Annotated in this window: 13 protein-coding genes, 2 pseudogenes and 1 riboswitch; of the genes and pseudogenes, 5 read left to right on the forward strand and 10 right to left on the reverse strand. The window is 72.1% G+C overall.

Features of this window, described 5'->3' with window-relative positions:
- Positions 1 to 271, forward strand: a 271-nt coding sequence (locus ACH4YP_RS12805; protein ID WP_398490562.1) for a MerR family transcriptional regulator, incomplete at its 5' end; no start/stop codon positions are given.
- A 70-nt stretch (positions 272 to 341) separates the two neighbouring features.
- Here the strand turns inward: ACH4YP_RS12805 and ACH4YP_RS12810 are convergent.
- Positions 342 to 737 (reverse strand): annotated as a pseudogene (locus ACH4YP_RS12810) (transposase); the annotation flags it as partial.
- Positions 738 to 1,192: 455 nt separating this feature from the next.
- Between ACH4YP_RS12810 and ACH4YP_RS12815 the strand changes: the two are divergent.
- From ACH4YP_RS12815 to metE, 4 genes are all read left to right on the forward strand, one after another.
- Positions 1,193 to 2,998, forward strand: a complete 1,806-nt coding sequence (locus tag ACH4YP_RS12815; protein WP_398490563.1) for a methylmalonyl-CoA mutase family protein — start codon at positions 1,193 to 1,195, stop codon at positions 2,996 to 2,998.
- On the forward strand, positions 2,998 to 5,184 hold the full coding sequence (gene scpA / locus ACH4YP_RS12820) for a methylmalonyl-CoA mutase (RefSeq protein ID WP_398490564.1): 2,187 nt from the start codon (positions 2,998 to 3,000) through the stop codon (positions 5,182 to 5,184). The genes ACH4YP_RS12815 and scpA overlap by 1 nt, the downstream gene beginning before the upstream one ends.
- Positions 5,185 to 5,189: 5 nt before the next feature.
- Positions 5,190 to 6,176 (forward strand): methylmalonyl Co-A mutase-associated GTPase MeaB, encoded by a 987-nt coding sequence (gene meaB / locus ACH4YP_RS12825; protein WP_398490565.1) that lies wholly within the window; start codon positions 5,190 to 5,192, stop codon positions 6,174 to 6,176.
- 108 nt (positions 6,177 to 6,284) lie between these two features.
- A riboswitch (cobalamin riboswitch) is annotated at positions 6,285 to 6,509 on the forward strand.
- Between the two features lie 163 nt (positions 6,510 to 6,672).
- Positions 6,673 to 8,994, forward strand: coding sequence for a 5-methyltetrahydropteroyltriglutamate--homocysteine S-methyltransferase (gene metE / locus ACH4YP_RS12830; protein WP_398490566.1), 2,322 nt, complete (start codon positions 6,673 to 6,675; stop codon positions 8,992 to 8,994).
- 130 nt (positions 8,995 to 9,124) lie between these two features.
- Here the strand turns inward: metE and ACH4YP_RS12835 are convergent.
- The 9 genes and pseudogenes from ACH4YP_RS12835 to ACH4YP_RS12875 all read right to left on the reverse strand — a co-directional run.
- A pseudogene (locus ACH4YP_RS12835) lies at positions 9,125 to 9,613 on the reverse strand (DUF4328 domain-containing protein); the annotation flags it as partial.
- Between the two features lie 156 nt (positions 9,614 to 9,769).
- A complete protein-coding gene (bla, locus tag ACH4YP_RS12840; protein ID WP_398490817.1) occupies positions 9,770 to 10,645 on the reverse strand; it encodes a class A beta-lactamase in 876 nt (291 codons plus the stop codon).
- Between the two features lie 268 nt (positions 10,646 to 10,913).
- On the reverse strand, positions 10,914 to 11,558 hold the full coding sequence (locus ACH4YP_RS12845) for a TetR/AcrR family transcriptional regulator (RefSeq protein WP_361071363.1): 645 nt from the start codon (positions 11,556 to 11,558) through the stop codon (positions 10,914 to 10,916).
- A gap of 245 nt (positions 11,559 to 11,803) precedes the next feature.
- Positions 11,804 to 13,411, reverse strand: a complete 1,608-nt coding sequence (locus ACH4YP_RS12850) for an MFS transporter (RefSeq protein WP_398490567.1) — start codon at positions 13,409 to 13,411, stop codon at positions 11,804 to 11,806.
- 190 nt (positions 13,412 to 13,601) lie between these two features.
- Entirely contained in the window at positions 13,602 to 14,180 is a 579-nt protein-coding gene (locus ACH4YP_RS12855; protein WP_398490568.1) for a DUF2087 domain-containing protein, read from the reverse strand.
- 142 nt (positions 14,181 to 14,322) lie between these two features.
- Complete coding sequence (locus ACH4YP_RS12860; RefSeq protein ID WP_398490569.1) at positions 14,323 to 14,766, reverse strand: hypothetical protein; 444 nt, start codon at positions 14,764 to 14,766, stop codon at positions 14,323 to 14,325.
- Between the two features lie 31 nt (positions 14,767 to 14,797).
- Positions 14,798 to 15,352, reverse strand: a complete 555-nt coding sequence (locus tag ACH4YP_RS12865; protein WP_398490570.1) for a copper chaperone PCu(A)C — start codon at positions 15,350 to 15,352, stop codon at positions 14,798 to 14,800.
- Complete coding sequence (locus ACH4YP_RS12870) at positions 15,349 to 17,610, reverse strand: heavy metal translocating P-type ATPase (RefSeq protein WP_398490571.1); 2,262 nt, start codon at positions 17,608 to 17,610, stop codon at positions 15,349 to 15,351. Before ACH4YP_RS12870 ends, ACH4YP_RS12865 begins: the two co-directional genes overlap by 4 nt.
- Positions 17,607 to 17,858 carry a hypothetical protein gene (locus tag ACH4YP_RS12875; protein ID WP_398490572.1) on the reverse strand — a complete coding sequence of 84 codons (252 nt, stop codon included), beginning with the start codon at positions 17,856 to 17,858 and terminating at the stop codon, positions 17,607 to 17,609. Before ACH4YP_RS12875 ends, ACH4YP_RS12870 begins: the two co-directional genes overlap by 4 nt.
- Between the last annotated feature and the right edge of the window lie 56 nt (positions 17,859 to 17,914).

The following is a 17,914-nucleotide window of genomic DNA, read 5'->3' on the forward strand; positions in this document are numbered from 1 at the left end:
CGGCCAGCGGCAGTACCCGGACAGCGCGGTCGACCCCGTCCAGCTGATTCAGCAGCTGTACTCCGCAGGGCTGTCGAGCAGGGCGATCGTGGAACAGCTGCCGTGTGTCGAGACCGGTGACGTGACCCCCGAGCTGCTCGACCGGCTGTCGGCCGAGCGGGGCCGCATCGATGCGCAGGTCAGCACCCTGGTGAAAACCCGGGACCGGCTCGACGCCATCATCACCACGGCTGCCACAGCCAGGAGCGCGGGCCGGCCCTGCCCTCGTTGAGCAGCGCGCCTTCCCCAGGCGTGCGGCAGTGCTTGTCCGCCCGACGCAGACGGACGCCCGTCAGCAGGCGTCACTCGAGTCTCTTGGTGGCAGGCCGTCCGTCCCAGCGGTAGAGCGGGGTCACGCGGCGGATGAGCATGCGGAGCGTGACGATTGCGGCGGACAGGTAGAGGTGGAAGTCCACAACGCACTGGCGCTTCTCGGTGCAGCGGCGGAGCCTGCCGAAGCCGTTCATCCATGCGTGGCTCCGCTCCACGACCCACCTCTTGCCGGCCTGGATCGGTGCGGGCACGCCCTTGCGGGCGATCTCGCCGGTGAAGCCCAGTTCCTCGAGCGCGGCTCGGGTCTTGTCACGGTCGTAGCCCCGGTCCAAGTTGACGTTGACCTGCTCGGGAAACACACCGACCTGCTTCTTCGCGGCCTCCAGGGTGGGCACGAGCAGCGGGGAGTCATGACGGTTGCCCCCGGAACGGGAGGCGCTACGGGCGACGATGGACCTGCTCACAGACACGCTCCCGGGCCGGCGGTCCGTCTCGCAGCCAGGAGCCCGTTCCGTCGTACGGCGGCTGCTGCCGCTGCCGGCGAATCCCGCCAAGGCGAGGGCAAGTGGGGTCTGAGTCCCGGCGACACGCCGTGCATACGGCGTGTCGCCGGGACTGAGCAGACACTTACCGCCCCGCAGCGGATGCGCCACCGGCCCCCGCCCTCTGGCAGCGGCCGACGGGCCCACGGGCGGTCCACGCCAGGCCGCCCTTGTGTGCGAGAACTGTTCGAGAAGTGGGCGTGGACGATCTCCGGGGACGCCGTGCCACCGCCGTCCGTAGTACGAACCCTGTCCAAGGATCAAGGGGACCCCTGGGAGGTCAAGGTCACAGCGGGTCCCTCTGCTGCTCACCTGTGGTTCTGACCTAGCATCCGAGCATGACGGTCCTGCCTGACGACGGGCTCTCGCTGGCCGCCGAGTTCCCTGACGCGACCCATGAGCAGTGGCAACGCCTCGTGGCGGGCGTACTGCGCAAGTCGGGCAAGGAAGTCTCGGACGACGCAGCTGAGGACGCCCTGTCCACCACGCTCGAGGACGGGCTGCGCGCCCGGCCCCTCTACAGCGCACACGACTCCGCGCCGGATCCCGGCCTGCCCGGTTTCGCCCCCTTCGTGAGAGGCGGCCGTGCCGAGGGCAACACCCTCGGCGGCTGGGACGTACGGCAGCGGCACACGGCCGCCGACAACGGCGCGGTCCTCGCGGACCTGGAGAACGGGGTCGCCTCGCTGTGGCTGGCCGTCGGCGCGGGCGGCTTCCCCGTGTCGTCGCTCGGCCAGGTCCTCGACGGCGTCTACCTCGACCTGGCACCTGTCGTCCTGGAGGCGGGGCGTGAAGTCGAGCCCGCCGCACGGGAGTTGCTGCGGCTGTACGAGGAGCGGGGTGTCGCACGCGACGCCGCCCGCGGCAACCTCGGCGCCGATCCCCTCGGCCATGAGGCCCGTACGGGGGACGGCGGGTTCGACTTCGCGCCCGTCGCCGCTCTCGCGCGGCTGTGCGCCGAGGAGTACCCGGGGCTGCGGGCGCTGACGGTCGACGCGCTGCCGTACCACGAGGCCGGCGGGTCCGCCGCGCAGGAGCTGGGCTCCTCGCTGGCGACCGGTGTCGCCTATCTGCGGGAGCTGACCGGGGCGGGGCTGAGCGTCGAACAGGCCTGTGCGCAGCTGGAGTTCCGGTACGCGGCCACCGCCGACCAGTTCCTGACCATCGCCAAGCTGCGCGCGGCGCGCAGGCTCTGGGCGCGGGTCGCCGAGGTCTGCGGGGCGCCAGGCGGACAGGTGCAGCACGCGGTGACCTCGCCGGTGATGATGAGCCGCCGGGACCCGTGGGTGAACATGCTGCGCGCCACGGTCGCGACGCTCGCGGCCGGGGTCGGCGGCGCCGAGTCCGTCACCGTGCTGCCCTTCGACCACGCACTCGGCCTGCCGGACGCGTTCGCGCGCCGGATCGCCCGCAACACCTCGACGATCCTGGTCGAGGAGTCGCATCTCGCCCGGGTGATCGACCCGGCGGGCGGCTCCTGGTACGTGGAGCGGCTCACCGACGAACTCGCCCACGCGGGCTGGGAGTTCTTCCAGTCCATCGATCAGGAGGGCGGCCAGGCGGCGGCCCTGCGGTCGGGTCGGGTCGGCGAGGAGCTGGCCGCCACCTGGGCGGCGCGCAGCGCGAAGCTGGCCAAGCGGCGCGAACCCGTCACCGGGGTCAACGAGTTCCCGAACCTCGCCGAGCGGTCGGTGACACGCGAGCCCGCACCCGAGCCCCCGTCCGGCGGACTCCCCCGCGTGCGGCGCGACGAGGCGTACGAGGCCCTGCGCGCCCGCTCCGACGCCCACTTGGCGGTGACCGGCACCCGGCCGCGGATCTTCCTGGCCGCCCTCGGCCCGGCCGCCGCGCACACCGCCCGCCTCACCTTCGCCTCCAACCTGTTCCAGGCGGGCGGCATCGAACCCGTCACCGAGGGCAGGTTCGAGGACAGCGGGGCCACCGAGGCCTGCCTGTGCTCCAGTGACGCGCTGTACGAGGAACAGGCCGCCGAGGTCGCCGCGTCCCTCAAGTCGGCCGGCGCCGCGCAGGTGTTCCTCGCCGGACGTCCCGGGCAGTACTCCGGTGTCGACGCCTACGTCTTCGCGGGCTGTGACGCCGTAGCCGTACTGTCCGCCACCCTCGACCGCATGGGAGTGTCCTGATGAAACCGACGGGACGAATCCCCGACTTCTCCGGGATCGAGCTGGGGGTCCCGACCGCGGACGGCGGCCCCGACGAGTGGCGCGACGCCGTCAAGAAGGCGGCCGGCGGCGACGACCTCCTCTGGGAGACCCCGGAGGGCATCGCGGTCAAGCCCCTCTACACCGGGCAGGACCTGGAGGGCCTGGACTTCCTGGGTACGTACCCGGGCGTGGCCCCGTATCTGCGCGGCCCGTACCCGACGATGTACGTCAACCAGCCCTGGACGATCCGCCAGTACGCCGGCTTCTCCACGGCCGAGGAGTCCAACGCCTTCTACCGGCGCAACCTGGCGGCCGGCCAGAAGGGTCTGTCCGTCGCGTTCGACCTGCCCACGCACCGGGGTTACGACAGCGACCACCCGCGGGTGACCGGTGACGTCGGCATGGCGGGTGTCGCCATCGACTCCATCTACGACATGCGGCAGTTGTTCGACGGGATCCCGCTGGACAAGATGACCGTGTCGATGACGATGAACGGCGCCGTGCTGCCGGTGCTGGCGCTCTACATCGTCGCCGCGGAGGAACAGGGCGTACCGCCCGAGAAGTTGGCCGGGACCATCCAGAACGACATCCTCAAGGAGTTCATGGTCCGCAACACCTATATCTATCCGCCGAAGCCGTCGATGCGGATCATCTCCGACATCTTCTCCTTCACCTCGCAGCGGATGCCGCGCTACAACTCCATCTCCATCTCCGGCTATCACATCCAGGAGGCGGGCGCGACGGCCGACCTGGAGCTGGCGTACACGTTGGCCGACGGAGTCGAGTACATCCGGGCGGGACGGGACGCGGGGATGGACGTGGACGCGTTCGCGCCCCGGCTCTCGTTCTTCTGGGCGATCGGCATGAACTTCTTCATGGAGATCGCGAAGATGCGGGCCGCGCGGCTGCTGTGGGCCAAGCTGGTCAAGCAGTTCGACCCGCAGAACGCCAAGTCCCTGTCCCTGCGCACCCATTCGCAGACCTCGGGCTGGTCGCTGACCGCGCAGGACGTGTTCAACAACGTGACGCGTACGTGCGTGGAGGCGATGGCGGCCACCCAGGGCCACACCCAGTCGCTGCACACCAACGCCCTGGACGAGGCGCTCGCCCTGCCCACCGACTTCTCCGCCCGCATCGCCCGCAACACCCAGTTGCTGATCCAGCAGGAGTCCGGCACGACCCGGGTGATCGACCCGTGGGGCGGCAGCGCGTACATCGAGAAGCTGACGTACGACCTCGCGCGCCGGGCCTGGCAGCACATCGAGGAGGTCGAGGCGGCGGGCGGTATGGCCAAGGCCATCGACGCGGGCATCCCCAAGCTGCGCATCGAGGAGGCCGCGGCCCGTACCCAGGCCCGTATCGACTCCGGGCGCCAGCCGGTGATCGGCGTGAACAAGTACCGCGTCGAGACCGACGAGCAGATCGACGTCCTCAAGGTCGACAACTCCTCCGTACGGACCCAGCAGATCGAGAAGCTGCGGCGGCTGCGCGCGGAGCGCGACGAGCGGGCCTGCCAGGACTCGCTGGACGCGCTGACCCGGGCGGCGGGCGGTGAGGGCAACCTGCTGGAGCTGGCCGTGAACGCGGCCCGCGCGAAGGCCACGGTCGGCGAGATCTCCGACGCCCTGGAGAAGGTGTACGGGCGGCACTCGAGCCAGATCCGTACGATCTCCGGTGTGTACCGCACCGAAGCCGGCGAGTCCCCGTCCGTCGAGCGCACCCGCACGCTGGTGAACGCCTTCGAGGAGGCCGAGGGCCGCCGCCCGCGCATCCTGGTCGCCAAAATGGGCCAGGACGGCCACGACCGCGGCCAGAAGGTGATCGCGACCGCCTTCGCCGACCTCGGCTTCGATGTCGATGTCGGCCCGCTGTTCCAGACGCCGGGCGAGGTGGCCCGCCAGGCCGTCGAGGCGGACGTGCACATCGTCGGGGTGTCCTCGCTGGCCGCCGGGCACCTGACCCTCGTACCGGCGCTCAGGGAGTCGCTCGCGGAGGAGGGGCGCGAGGACATCATGGTCGTGGTCGGCGGGGTGATTCCGCCGCAGGACGTGCCCACGCTGATCGAGATGGGCGCGGCGGCCGTCTTCCCGCCCGGGACGGTGATCCCGGACGCGGCGTACGACCTGGTCGAGCGCCTGGCCACCGACCTCGGCCACGAACTCTGAGCCCCATGGCGATCGACCTCGACACCTATGTGAAGGGCGTGCTCGACGGGAAGCGGGCGCTGGTGGCGCGGGCCATCACACTCGTCGAGTCGACGAGGCCCCAACACCGGGCGATGGCGCAGGAGTTGCTGACCGAGCTGCTGCCGCACAGCGGGAAGGCGCGGCGGATCGGCATCAGCGGTGTGCCGGGCGTGGGCAAGTCGACGTTCATCGACGCGTTCGGGACGCTGCTCACCTCGCTCGGGTACCGGGTCGCGGTGCTCGCCGTCGACCCGTCGTCGACCCGGACGGGCGGGTCCATCCTGGGCGACAAGACGCGTATGGAACGCCTGGCAGTCGATCCGGCGGCCTTCATCCGGCCCTCCCCCACCGCGGGCACGCTCGGCGGAGTCGCGAAGGCGACCCGGGAGTCGATCGTGGTGATGGAGGCGGCCGGTTACGACGTCGTACTCGTGGAGACGGTCGGCGTCGGCCAGTCCGAGACCGCGGTCGCGAACATGGTCGACTCCTTCCTGCTCCTCACCCTCGCCCGCACCGGGGACCAGTTGCAGGGCATCAAGAAGGGTGTCCTGGAGCTGGCCGACGTGATCGCCGTCAACAAGGCGGACGGGCCGCACGAGCGCGATGCCCGGGGCGCGGCAAGGGAGTTGGCGGGCGCGCTGCGGCTGATGCATCCCGCCGACGCCGCCTGGACGCCACCGGTGCTGAGTTGCAGCGCCCGTGAGTCGACCGGCCTGGACACGGTCTGGGAGCGCCTCGAACAGCACCGTACGCTCCTCGACTCCGCGGGCCGCCTCGCCGCCAAACGCCGTGACCAGCAGGTCGACTGGACCTGGACGATGGTGCGCGACGAGCTTCTGGGCCGACTGCACGCCGACCCTGCCGTACGCGCCCTCGCGCCGGACCTCGAACGGCAGGTACGAGAGGGCGAGTTGACGGCGACACTGGCGGCCGAACGAATCCTGAGGGCATTCGGACCCCGGCCGGACTGAGCCGCCTCAGGGGCGCGGGGCTGTACCGATTTGCGGCTCCGCCGCGGGGCGCGATCAGCCGCCACCGGCCGGCATCTAAAAAATCGACGCGTCCGACCCCCAACCCTTAGGCTGGCCCGCGTAGCTGGTTCGCCCCGTCCGCCAGGCGGGATGCGTCGCAAGAGGGAACCCGGTGGGAATCCGGGACTGCCCCGCAGCGGTGAGCGGGAACGACCGCCGTCATACGCACTGGGCCCCATGAAGCGGGGCTTGGGAAGCGACGGCCAGTAGGTGTCCTCCGTACGGAGGGTGTGCCCGCGAGTCCGAAGACCTGCCAACTGCCCGCGCGCAAACCACTTGTGCGCGGACACCCCGGTGACCTCGTGGGCAGGTCGGCGTACATGTCCGGCGGACGATCGCGCCTTGCCGCGCGAGATGCTTCCGCCGGGTTCGTCACCCCCTTCGCGCTCACGTCCGTCCCGGGATCTCAGGGAGACATCTCGCGAAGGAGAGTTCCGTGACATCGAAGTCCGCAGCCGCGGCGGCACGGGCCACCGTGTACGGCTACCCCCGTCAGGGCAGGGGCCGGGAACTGAAGAAGGCGATCGAGGGGTACTGGAAGGTCCGCGTCGACGCCGACGCCCTCCGGGCCACCGCCGCCGAACTGCGCCGCGCCAACTGGCGGCAGCTGGCCGAGGCCGGCATCCACGAAGTGCCCACCGGCGACTTCTCGTACTACGACCATGTCCTGGACACCAGCGTCATGGTCGGCGCGATCCCCGCCCGCCACCGCGCCGCGGTCGAGGCCGACGCGCTCGACGGCTACTTCGCGATGGCCCGCGGCACCCAGGACGTGGCGCCGCTGGAGATGACGAAGTGGTTCGACACCAACTACCACTATCTGGTCCCGGAGTTGGGCCCGGACACCGTCTTCACGGCCGACTCCGCCAAGCAGGTCGCCGAGCTCCGCGAAGCCCTCGCGCTCGGCCTCACCGCCCGGCCGGTCCTCGTCGGCCCCGTCACCTATCTCCTGCTCGCCAAGCCCGCACCCGGTGTGGCCGCCGACTTCGACCCGCTGACCCTGCTCGACCGGCTGCTGCCCGTGTACGCCGAGGTCCTCTCCGACCTGCGGGCGGCGGGCGCGGAGTGGGTGCAGCTCGACGAACCGGCCCTGGTCCAGGACCGTACGCCCGCCGAACTCAACGCCGCCACCCGCGCCTACCGCGATCTCGGCGCGCTCACCGACCGTCCGAAGCTGCTGGTCGCCTCCTACTTCGACCGGCTCGGCGACGCGCTGCCGGTGCTGGCCAAGGCGCCGGTGGAGGGCCTCGCCCTCGACTTCACCGAGGCGGCAGCCGCCAACCTCGACGCGCTCGCCGCCGTGGGCGGACTGCCCGGCAAGCGCCTGATCGCGGGCGTGGTCAACGGCCGCAACATCTGGGTCAACGACCTGTCGGCGTCGCTCGCCACGCTCGGCACCCTGCTCGGGCTGGCCGACCGGGTCGACGTGGCCGCGTCCTGCTCACTGCTCCACGTGCCGCTCGACGCCACCGCCGAACGGGACATCGAGCCGCAGATCCTGCGCTGGCTCGCCTTCGCCCGGCAGAAGACGGCCGAGACCGTCACCCTCGCCAAGGGTCTCGCCCAGGGCACGGGTTCGATCACCGGCGAACTCGCCGCCAACCGGGCCGCCCTGGCCTCCCGCGCGAACTCGCCCATCACCCGCGACCCCGCTGTGCGCGCGCGGGTCGGTGCGGTCACGGACGCCGACGCCCGCCGCTCCCAGCCGTACGGCGAACGCACCGCCGCCCAGCGCGCCCACCTCGGCCTGCCGCTGCTGCCGACCACCACCATCGGCTCCTTCCCGCAGACCGCCGAACTGCGCGTCGCCCGCGCCGACCTGCGCGCCCGGCGCATCGACACGGCCGGCTACGAGGAGCGCATCAGGGCCGAGATCCAGGAGGTGATCTCGTTCCAGGAGAAGGCCGGCCTGGACGTCCTCGTGCACGGCGAGGCCGAACGCAACGACATGGTCCAGTACTTCGCCGAGCAGCTGACGGGGTACCTCGCCACGCAGCACGGCTGGGTCCAGTCCTACGGCACCCGTTACGTCCGTCCGCCGATCCTGGCCGGCGACATCTCCCGCCCCGAGCCGATGACCGTGCGCTGGACGACGTACGCCCAGTCGCTGACCCAACGCCCCGTCAAGGGCATGCTCACGGGGCCGGTCACCATGCTCGCCTGGTCCTTCGTCCGGGACGACCAGCCCCTCGGCGACACCGCCCGGCAGGTCGCCCTCGCCCTGCGCGACGAGGTCAACGACCTTGAGACGGCCGGGACTTCGGTCATCCAGGTCGACGAACCCGCGCTGCGCGAGACCCTGCCGCTGCGGGCCGCCGACCGCCCCGGCTATCTGGCGTGGGCCACCGAGGCGTTCCGGCTCACCACCGCCGGTGTCCGACCGGACACCCAGATCCACACCCACATGTGCTACGCCGAGTTCGGCGACATCGTCCAGGCCATCGACGACCTCGACGCGGACGTCATCAGCCTGGAGGCGGCCCGCTCCCACATGCAGGTCGCCCGCGAACTGGCCGCGCACGGCTATCCGCGCGAGGCCGGACCCGGCGTCTACGACATCCACTCCCCGCGCGTGCCGAGCACGGACGAGGCAGCCGCCCTGCTGCGCAAGGGACTTGAGGCCATCCCGGCCGAACGGCTCTGGGTCAACCCCGACTGCGGCCTGAAGACCCGCGGCTGGCCCGAGACCCGGGCGTCCCTGGACAACCTGGTCGCGGCAGCGCAGGCGGTCCGCGCCGAACTGCCCACCGCTGACTGACCCGACCGACCTGACCGACCTGACCGATCCGGCCGTCCGGCCGGGGACACTGTGTCCCCGGCCGGACGGCCGGGTCCGCGGGCCAGGACAGCCGGGCGTCGCCGTGCCGCGAAGGCTCGTCCATGCCCGGCTGCTGCGCCGCGCTGAGCGCGCGGACCACGAACACGCACGCCACGGCCGCGCCCACGACGGCCGCGTCGGCCGCCAGCAGCAGGTGTACGTCCGTGTAGGCACGCACGATGACCTCGTCCGTGGAGTCCGCGTACATCAGCCCCACCCCGCCCAGCATCCCTGCCGGCCACAGACCCCACCACCAGTTCACGGCGCGGGGAAGCCGTGCCCCAGGGGCGCTCGCCCGGTGGACGTCCGCGACGATCCCGCGGGGTATCCACAGGTTCAGGACGGGCACGATCCAGCCCGCGTAGACCCACGGCGAGGCGTAACGCGGCCGTTGTCGCGACAGAACGCGCGCGTTGTCCCGCACGCGCCACAGCCAGGCCAGGAACGCGATCGCGCAGAGCACCGTGGCGCCATCACCCAGGGAACTGACGAGGTGGTAGCCGTTCTCCAGAAAGGTCAGCGGGCGGCGACGGCGATACGAGCCGAGCCCCGGACCGGAGTCAGCGCAGGCCGGGCCATCTGATCGTTCATCGGGCCGTCCTGGCGTACGCGTGGTCCGCGCCCGGCGGGCGAGGAGCGCACTCTCGGGGAGCCGGCGGAGCAGCGACGGCGACTCGTGGCCGCCACAGGAGGATGCACGCTCCCCCCTGCGGCGTCAGGTGAGCTCTGCCGCCACCAACGCGGCCGCCCGGGCCACCAGCGGGTTTTCCTGGGGCCCGTCGGCGGCGTACTTGGTCGACAGGACGGACAGCACCACGGGCGGACGGCCGGGAGGCCATACGACGCCGACATCGTTGGCGACCCCGTACGACGAACCGCCCCCGGTCTTGTCCGCGAGGATCCAGTCGCTGGGCAGGCCGGCGCGGAAGCGCTCGGTGTTGGTGGTGTTGGCGATCAACCACCCGGTCAGCCGTTCGCGGTCCTCGGCCGGGAGCGCCCCGCCGATCACGAGCCGCGCGCTGGTCCGCCCGATGGCGCGTGGGCTGGTGGTGTCGGACTTCCGCCACGGTTCCGCCGAGTTCAGCTCGGGCTCCCACCGGTCGAGCCGGGTGATCCGGTCCCCGGTCGAGCGGGAGAACCGGGTGATCGCGGTCGGTCCGCCCAGCCCGCGCAGGAGGAGGTTCGCGGCGCCGTTGTCGCTCTGGGAGACGGCGGCGGAGCACAGCTCCTCGACGGTCAGGCCGTTCGCGACGTTCTCGTCCGTGCCCGTGATCGGGGCGTAGCCCGAGGCCGTGACGTACTCCCTGGTGTACCGGATGCGCCGGGCCAGGAACTCGCGGTCGCGGCCGAGGTCCCTCAGGACGGCCGCGGCCGTGAGCGTCTTGAACACCGAGCACATCGGGAAACGTTCGTCGGCGCGATAGGCCACGGTCCGGCCCGTGGCCGTGTCGTGGGCGAAGACCCCGAGCCGCGCGGAGTACTCCCGCTCCAGGTCACCCAGCTGCCCGGCGAGGCTCTCTCCGCCGGGGGCCGAGGCATGCGCGGCGGTCGGGACGGTGACCGCCAGCGCCGCTCCGGCGCCCAGGGCCAGTGCCGTGCGGCGGCTCGGGTGTGAGCTGAAGCGGGCGCGGGAGCCGGCACCGAAACCGGAGCTGGAGCTGGAGCTGGAGCTGGAGCTGAGACGGGAGCTGGATCCTGTGGTGTCCAAGGCGTACTTCCTGTTCGTGCGGGCGTGGCTTTCCTTCCGATGATCAAGATGCCACGACATGACGAACAGGTTCCCTCGGGCCTCGCACGACCCCATATGCCCCGTACGGGACATGCCCCATACGGGCTCGTGCGCCACAGGGCGACGGCCCCTACGCGTCGGCGGCCTCGGCGCGTTCCTCCGACGCGACGCCCTCGACGACCGCGGACGCCTCCTTCTCCGGTACGCCCGCCGCGACCAGCGTGGCGACGGCGGTCCGCGTGCCGTCGTCCTCCCACGTCCCCGCGTTGACGCTTTCGAGCAGGGAGATGGTCAGGGCTTCCAGGGCGGAACTGAGGACCACCGCCGGCAGGTGGTCGTGGAACACGCCCGCGTGCTGCCCTCGTTCGAGGACGGCTGTCGCCTCGTCGCGGGCCGGGGCCAGCACCTCGGACACCCGCTCCATGCCCAGATCCTGGCGGGCGAGCGCCAGGAGCAGCCGGTAGCGGTCCCCCACCGACCAGATCGACAGGACGAAGCGCGCGAGCGCCCGCTCGGGTGCCTCCACCACGTCCGGCTTACGGGCCACAACGCCGCGCAGGGCCTCGGACGCCTCCTCCGCGAGAGCGTCCAGCAGGGCCGCGCGCCCCGGAAAGTGCCCGAAGAGCGTGCGGCGGACCACGCCGGCCGCCCGCGCGATCTCCTCCAGGGTGACGTCGGGGTTCCGCCCGAGCTCCTGTCGGGCGGTGGCGAGGATGCGGGCCCGGTTGGAACGCGAATTGCTTCGCAACGGCTCACGGACCACGGGCTTGGGCACGGCACGTCCTCGCGGGTGCAGGGGGTGGGAAGGGCTCTCCGATTCTCCCACGACGGAGGCCTACGGCTCCTGGGACCGCCCGGTCCCACTCCCCGGCCTCGGCCGGTGGGGCCCGCCCGGCACCGCCCGGGCCGTGCGCCGCTCGGGCACGACCCGTCGTGGGTGAAGGAGGCCGGACCTCAGGTCCGGCCTCCTGGTGGTCGGCTCAGTTCTTCGGGTTCGGGAGCCGACCCGCGTGTGCGTCCTCAGGCGACGTCCACGCGCTCCTTCGGGCTCTCCTCCGGCTCCTCCTGGTCGTCGTGCTTCACGGCCTTGCGGCCGGGCAGGACCGCGAGGACGATCACGGTTCCGGCGGCCATGATGATTCCGCCGATCAGGCTGGTGTGCGCGACACCGTGGGCGAAGGCCTCGTGCACCGCGTCGATCAGGGCCTGCGCCTGCTGGGGTCCGGCGGAGGGGGTCTTCGCGATCTGCTCGGCGACCGCCAGACCGCCGCCGACCGAGTCCTTGGCCGTCTCCATCGCGGAGGCCGGCAGCTGCCCGCCGACCAGGTCGGCAAGCCGGTCCTTGTAGGCGGTGGCCAGCAGCGAGCCCAGTACGGCGATGCCGAGGGAGCCGCCGAGTTCCAGCGCGGTGTCGTTGGCGCCGCCGCCGACGCCCAGCTCGCTCTCCGGGAAGGAGCTCATGATGGTGTCGGTGGCGGGGGACACGCTCAGACCGATCGCGAGCCCGAGCATCATCATCGGCGCCAGGAAGTCGGCGTACGTCGAACCCGTGTCGATCCGGGTGAGCAGGAGGACGCCCGCGGTGCCGATCGCCATGCCGGCCACCACCATCGCCTTCATGCCGAGCTTCGGGGTCAGGCGCCCGGTGGCCGCGGCGCCGACGAACACCGCACCGGCCAGCGGCAGCAGACGGACGCCGGTCTCCAGCGCGCCGTAGCCGAGGACGAACTGCAGGAACTGGGTGGAGTAGTAGATCGCCCCGAAGGTACCGAAGAAGAAGAACAGCACCGCCAGCATCGAGCCGCTGAAGGGACGCTGGGCGAACCTGCGTACGTCCAGCATCGGGTGCGGGTGACGCAGCTCCCAGAGCACGAAGGCCGGCAGGCCCACGCCCGCGACCAGCGCGGCGGCGACCGGGCCGGTGCCCCAGCCGAAGTGCGGGCCCTCGATGATCGCGTAGACCAGCGAGCCGACCGAGACGATCGACAGCAGGCCGCCCACGTAGTCGATCCGGCCCGCGTTCGCCGCCTTCGACGGCGGCACCAGGACCAGCGCGCCGATCACGGCGACGACGGCGATGGGGACGTTGATCAGGAAGGTCGAGCCCCAGGCGTGGTCCTCCAGGAGCCAGCCGGCCACCAGCGGGCCGACCGCGATGGCGAGGCCGGAGGTGGCGGTCCAGGCCGTGATCGCCCTGGCCCGCTCCTCCTTCGGGAAGATCGCGACCAGCAGCGACAGCGTGGCCGGCATGACCACCGCCGCGCCGACACCCATGATCGCGCGGGCCGTGATCACCAGGCCCGTCCCGTCGACCAGGCTGCCCATCACCGAACCGCCCGCGAAGATCACCAGACCCGCGACGAGCGCCCCGCGACGGCTGTACTTGTCGCCGATCGAGCCGAGGACGAGCATCAGCGCGGCGTACGGAACGGTGTAGCCGTCGATGACCCACTGCAGGTCACTGCTGCTCAGGCCCAGGTCCTTGGTCATGTCCGGCGCCGCCACGATCAGCGACGTGTTCGCCATGACCACGATCAGCAGGCTCAGACACAGCACCAGCAGGGCGAGCCGGCGCCGCGAGTAGGGCCCTGTCATCTTCTCGACAGGCGTATTGGCGAAGAGCGGCATCGGAGGCTCCTGGGAGGGGTGAGCGGGACGAGCGGGGCGACTTAATTGCCCATCAATGTGCAGGCTAGTTTATTGCCCATCGATGTGCAACTAGCTCGACAGTCCTCCCTGACCCGCCCGCGCATCCTGAAAGCGGCTCGACGGGAACTGGGCCGCGACGCCGACAGCGGCGTCATGGCGGCGGCCTCCGTCAGACCCGCTCGTACCGGGCGGCAGCGTCCCGGCGCAGCAGCCCCTCGTCGACCAGCGCGCGCCGCAGGCTGACCCAGTCGTCGAGCCAGCCGCCGCAGATGGCGTTCACCTTGGACTCCGGATAGGTGACGCCCTTCTCGAAGGAGTCCGCGACGACCGAAAGGACCCGGTTCCGCACCTGCGCGTTTCCGGGTATCGAGGTCAGTCGGCCCTTTCGGAAGTAGGCGCCCGCCCCGTCCCCGCCACCCCGGCCGGTCAGCCGCACCTCCTCACGCACGGCGAGGCGGAAGGTGTCGTCAAGGAGCACGTACGTGCCCTGCGCCTGGTCGTGGCGGGCCACCCCTCCCTCCGCCAGTTTCTGGAGTGCCATCGCCGCGGCCGCCGGGCGCAGCCCGGTGCGTTCCGCGACCTGCTCCAGGGTCGTGGCGCCGAGCACCAGGGCCGCGTACGCCGAACGCCGGTCGTTCTGGGCGAGCAGGCCGACCAGGTCGCGACAGGACGGCGGTCGTTCCGGCGACCCGGCCGGGCCGGCGGCGTCTGAGGTCTCGGACGGGTTGTGGGTGTTCTCGGGAGTCAACTCTTCGCTCTCAGTTTCTCGTTCGGGCCCGCGCACCGGATCGGGACGGGCGGTCGGCGGACCGGGACATGCCCCGGAACGCCCCGCGACTATCGCGCGGAGCGGCTGCCGGGAAGCGGAGTATCGGCGGCATGCGGACCGTTCAGGCCAGATCCCGGCCTGCCCGCGCCACCGTCGAGGCCGGGCCGCCGTCGTCGGCGCGGCGTGCGGGCCCCAGGGACAGGGGCACCGCGGTACGGGCCCGCCTTGGAGCGCCCATGTCGCGCCCGGCGGTTGCCATCGGCATGGAGGCCCCGCCGCCCGAGCCCGAGCCCACCGACGGCGCGGCTGGCCGGGCGAGCGGGAACCCCGCGTGGAGCAGCCCCTGGGCGACGGCCACCACGGTCACGATCAGCGGCAGTTGGCGTTCACCGCCGGCCAGGCACCAGCCCGCGCCGCCCGTCATCACACCCCCGGCGGCCATCGTCCACCAGGGCACCGGGGAGCCGGACATCATCACGTGCCCGAGGGCGGCGAGCACCACGCAGACGGCCGCGAACACCGCGGCCCGTACCGTGCGCGTGCCCCACCCCCGCCCCGCGGTCAAGGGCCTCGTCCCCACATCCGCCGACCGGTCGTCACGGTGAGGCACTCACATCGCCCGGGCTGACCACGACCGCCTCCACCGTGACCGGCCCGCTGCGCCGGAAGTGCAGCGTGAACCGGACCGGATCGCCGAGTTCCCACCGCGGGCCCGCCCGCAGGATCACGTCGAGGCCGTGCGGGGACATGGTGAGGCTGCAGTGGGCCGGGACGGCGGCCGAGGCCACCGGAGCCCGGTACGCGGCGGCGCCGCCCGTGGTGCGGTGACGCCCGAGCGTGACCTCACCGCCGGCACCGGGCGACTCGACGCGGACGAGCCGGTCGTCCGCGTCCCCGGAGTTGGTGATCCGGAAGAACGCGGCGGTGTCCCGGGTGTCGCCGTACGGCAGGAAGACGCGTCCGGCGGTGACCTCGATCCGTGCCGGGTCGCCCGCTCGGCCGGTGGCGATCCAGGTGGTCAGGGCGCCGAGCGCGACGCTGCACGCGGCAACGGGCGCGAGGGCGGCCAGCAGGGTGTCGGTGAGGCGGCGCCGGGTCGGACGCCACGGATGATGCAGCTCGGTCGTCGTCATCGTCGTCGTCCGCGTCATCGTGTGCGGCTCCGGGTGCGCGTCGGCTGCCAGGCTCGCAGCCGCAGGCTGTTGCCGACCACGAGCAGCGAACTCACCGACATGGCAGCCGCGGCCACCATCGGATTGAGCAGGCCCACCATGGCGAGCGGCACGGTCACCGCGTTGTAGCCGAAGGCCCACAGGAGGTTGGCCCTGATCGTGCCCAGGGTGCGCCGGGCGAGTCGTACGGCGTCCGCCAGGGCCTCGATGTCACCGCGTACGAGCGTCACGTCGGCGGCTCCGATGGCCGCGTCCGTCCCGCCGCCCATGGCGATCCCCAGGTCGGCGCCGGCCAGCGCGGCGGCGTCGTTCACACCGTCGCCGACGACCGCGACCCGGCGGCCGTCCTCCCTCAACTCCCGTACCAGAGTGGCCTTTTCCTCTGGAGTGCAGCGGGCGTGCACCTCCTCGATGCCGAGCGCGGACGCGACGGCCCGGGCCGGGGCCTCCCGGTCCCCGGTGGCGAGCACCGGCCGCACCCCCAGCCTCCGCAGCCGGTCGACCGCCCGGTAGCTCCCGGGCCGCACGACGTCACCGATCTCGATCAGCGCCTCGGGCTCGCCGTCCACCAGAACAACGACCGGGGTGTACGCGGCGACTTCCGCCCCCGCCAGCGCGTCCGTGAGCGCCGGGGGCAACTCGCCGTCCGGTGCGAGGACTTCGACCAGCCTGCCTTCGACCCGGCCCCGGACACCACGGCCCGCCTCGGCGCTGAACTCCCCCACGTCCGGCAACGGCCGCTCGGGCACGGCCCGTTGGGCGTACGCGACGATCGCGCGCCCCAGTGGATGCTCGGAGCCCTGTTCCACCGTGCCGGCCAGTCGCAGTACCGCCTCCCGCCCGAGTCCGCCGGGCACGGCGGTGACCCGGGCGACGCTCATGTGGCCGGAGGTGAGGGTGCCGGTCTTGTCGAGTACGACTGTGTCGATGTGCTGGAGCGACTCCAGGGCCTGCGGTCCGCCGACCAGGACGCCCAGTTGGGCGCCGCGCCCGGTGGCCGCCATGAGCGCGGTCGGTGTCGCCAGACCCAGCGCGCACGGACAGGCCACGACCAGTACCGCCACGCACGCGGTGACCGCCGCCTGCGGTTCGGCTCCGGCGCCGAGCCAGAATCCGAGCACGGTCACGGCGAGCGCCAGCACCACTGGCACGAACACCCCGGCCACCGCGTCGGCCAGCCGCTGAGCGCGCGCCTTCCCCGCCTGAGCTTCCGTCACCAATTTTGTGATTCGGGCGAGTTGGGTGTCGGCACCGACCGCAGTGGCCCGTACGAGCAGCAGCCCGCCGGCGTTGACGGCACCGCCCACCACCGCCGAGCCCGGTCCGACCTCGACCGGCTCGCTCTCGCCCGTGACGAGGGACAGGTCCACGGCCGAACTGCCCTCCGTCACCTGCCCGTCGGTGGCGACCCGCTCCCCGGGACGTACGAAGAAGACGTGCCCCGTCCTCAACTGCTCGACGGGCAAGAGGCGTTCGGAGCCGCCCTCGCGTACCGAGACCTCCTTGGTGGCGAGTTGGGCGAGCGAGCGCAGTGCGGCCCCTGTCCCGTGCCGGGCCCGTGCCTCCAGGAAACGGCCGGCCAGCACGAACAGCGGTACGCCCACGGCCGCTTCGAGATAGATGTGCGCGACGCCCTCCGACGCCGAGGGCAGGAGACTGAACGGCATCCGCATCCCGGGCTCGCCCGCGCCGCCGAGGAACAGCGCGTACGCCGACCAGGAGAAGGAGGCCACCACGCCCAGGGAGACCAGCGTGTCCATGGTCGCCGTCGAGTGCCGCAGCCCCCGCAACGCCCGTACGTGGAACGGCCAGGAGCCCCACACCGCGACCGGGGCGGCCAGTACGAAGCACAGCCACTGCCAGTTGCGGAACTGCCACGCGGGCACCATCGACAGGACGAGCACCGGCACGGCGAGCAGCGCCGTGACCGTCAGCCGCTCGCGCTCCTGCCGGGCGTCTTCGGGCTCGCCCTCGCTCTCGCCCTGACGTTCCGGCCGCTCGGGCGGGGCGGGGAGAGCGGCCGAATAGCCGGCCTTCTCGACCGTGGCGAGGAGTTCCTCGGGTGGGACATGGGCCGGATGGGTCACCCGGGCCCGGCCGGTGGCCAGGTTGACGGTCGCGGTGACTCCGTCCAGCTTGGCGAGCTTCTTCTCGACGCGGTTCACACAGGCCGCGCAAGTCATCCCGCCGACGGTCAGGTCGGTCGTCACGACGACGGCCACCGGTTCGGGGCTCATCGGCCGCCGGTCCCGTGTGTGTCACCCATGTCCGTGTCCATGTCCATGCCGCCCCCGCCGCCGTCTCCGTCACCGCCGTCGTCTCCGTCGCGGCTCGTGCCGGTCTCGTGCATGCCGGGTGCCACGGGACCGACGGCGGCACCGGCGGCGTACGACGCCACGAACATGAGCGCGAGCAGCAGGAGGAAGCCGCACAGCGCGGGCGGCGGCACGAGTTTCCGCAGCGCCACGCCCACGTCGGCGCCCACGCTCGGGGAGGATTGTCGGGACTCGCCCATTCCGGTTCTCCAGATCGCACGGCGTC

The organism is Streptomyces sp. NPDC020747, assembly GCF_044334695.1.
Classification (GTDB): Bacteria; Actinomycetota; Actinomycetes; order Streptomycetales; family Streptomycetaceae; genus Streptomyces.

Coding starts and splice junctions, on each gene's coding strand:
- scpA (WP_398490564.1), top strand. CDS start 2,998: ATGAAACCGACGGGACGAATCCCCGACTTCTCCGGGATCGAGCTGGGG.
- ACH4YP_RS12865 (WP_398490570.1), bottom strand. CDS start 15,352: ATGACGCGGACGACGACGATGACGACGACCGAGCTGCATCATCCGTGG.
- meaB (WP_398490565.1), top strand. CDS start 5,190: ATGGCGATCGACCTCGACACCTATGTGAAGGGCGTGCTCGACGGGAAG.
- ACH4YP_RS12850 (WP_398490567.1), bottom strand. CDS start 13,411: ATGCCGCTCTTCGCCAATACGCCTGTCGAGAAGATGACAGGGCCCTAC.
- ACH4YP_RS12815 (WP_398490563.1), top strand. CDS start 1,193: ATGACGGTCCTGCCTGACGACGGGCTCTCGCTGGCCGCCGAGTTCCCT.
- ACH4YP_RS12870 (WP_398490571.1), bottom strand. CDS start 17,610: ATGAGCCCCGAACCGGTGGCCGTCGTCGTGACGACCGACCTGACCGTC.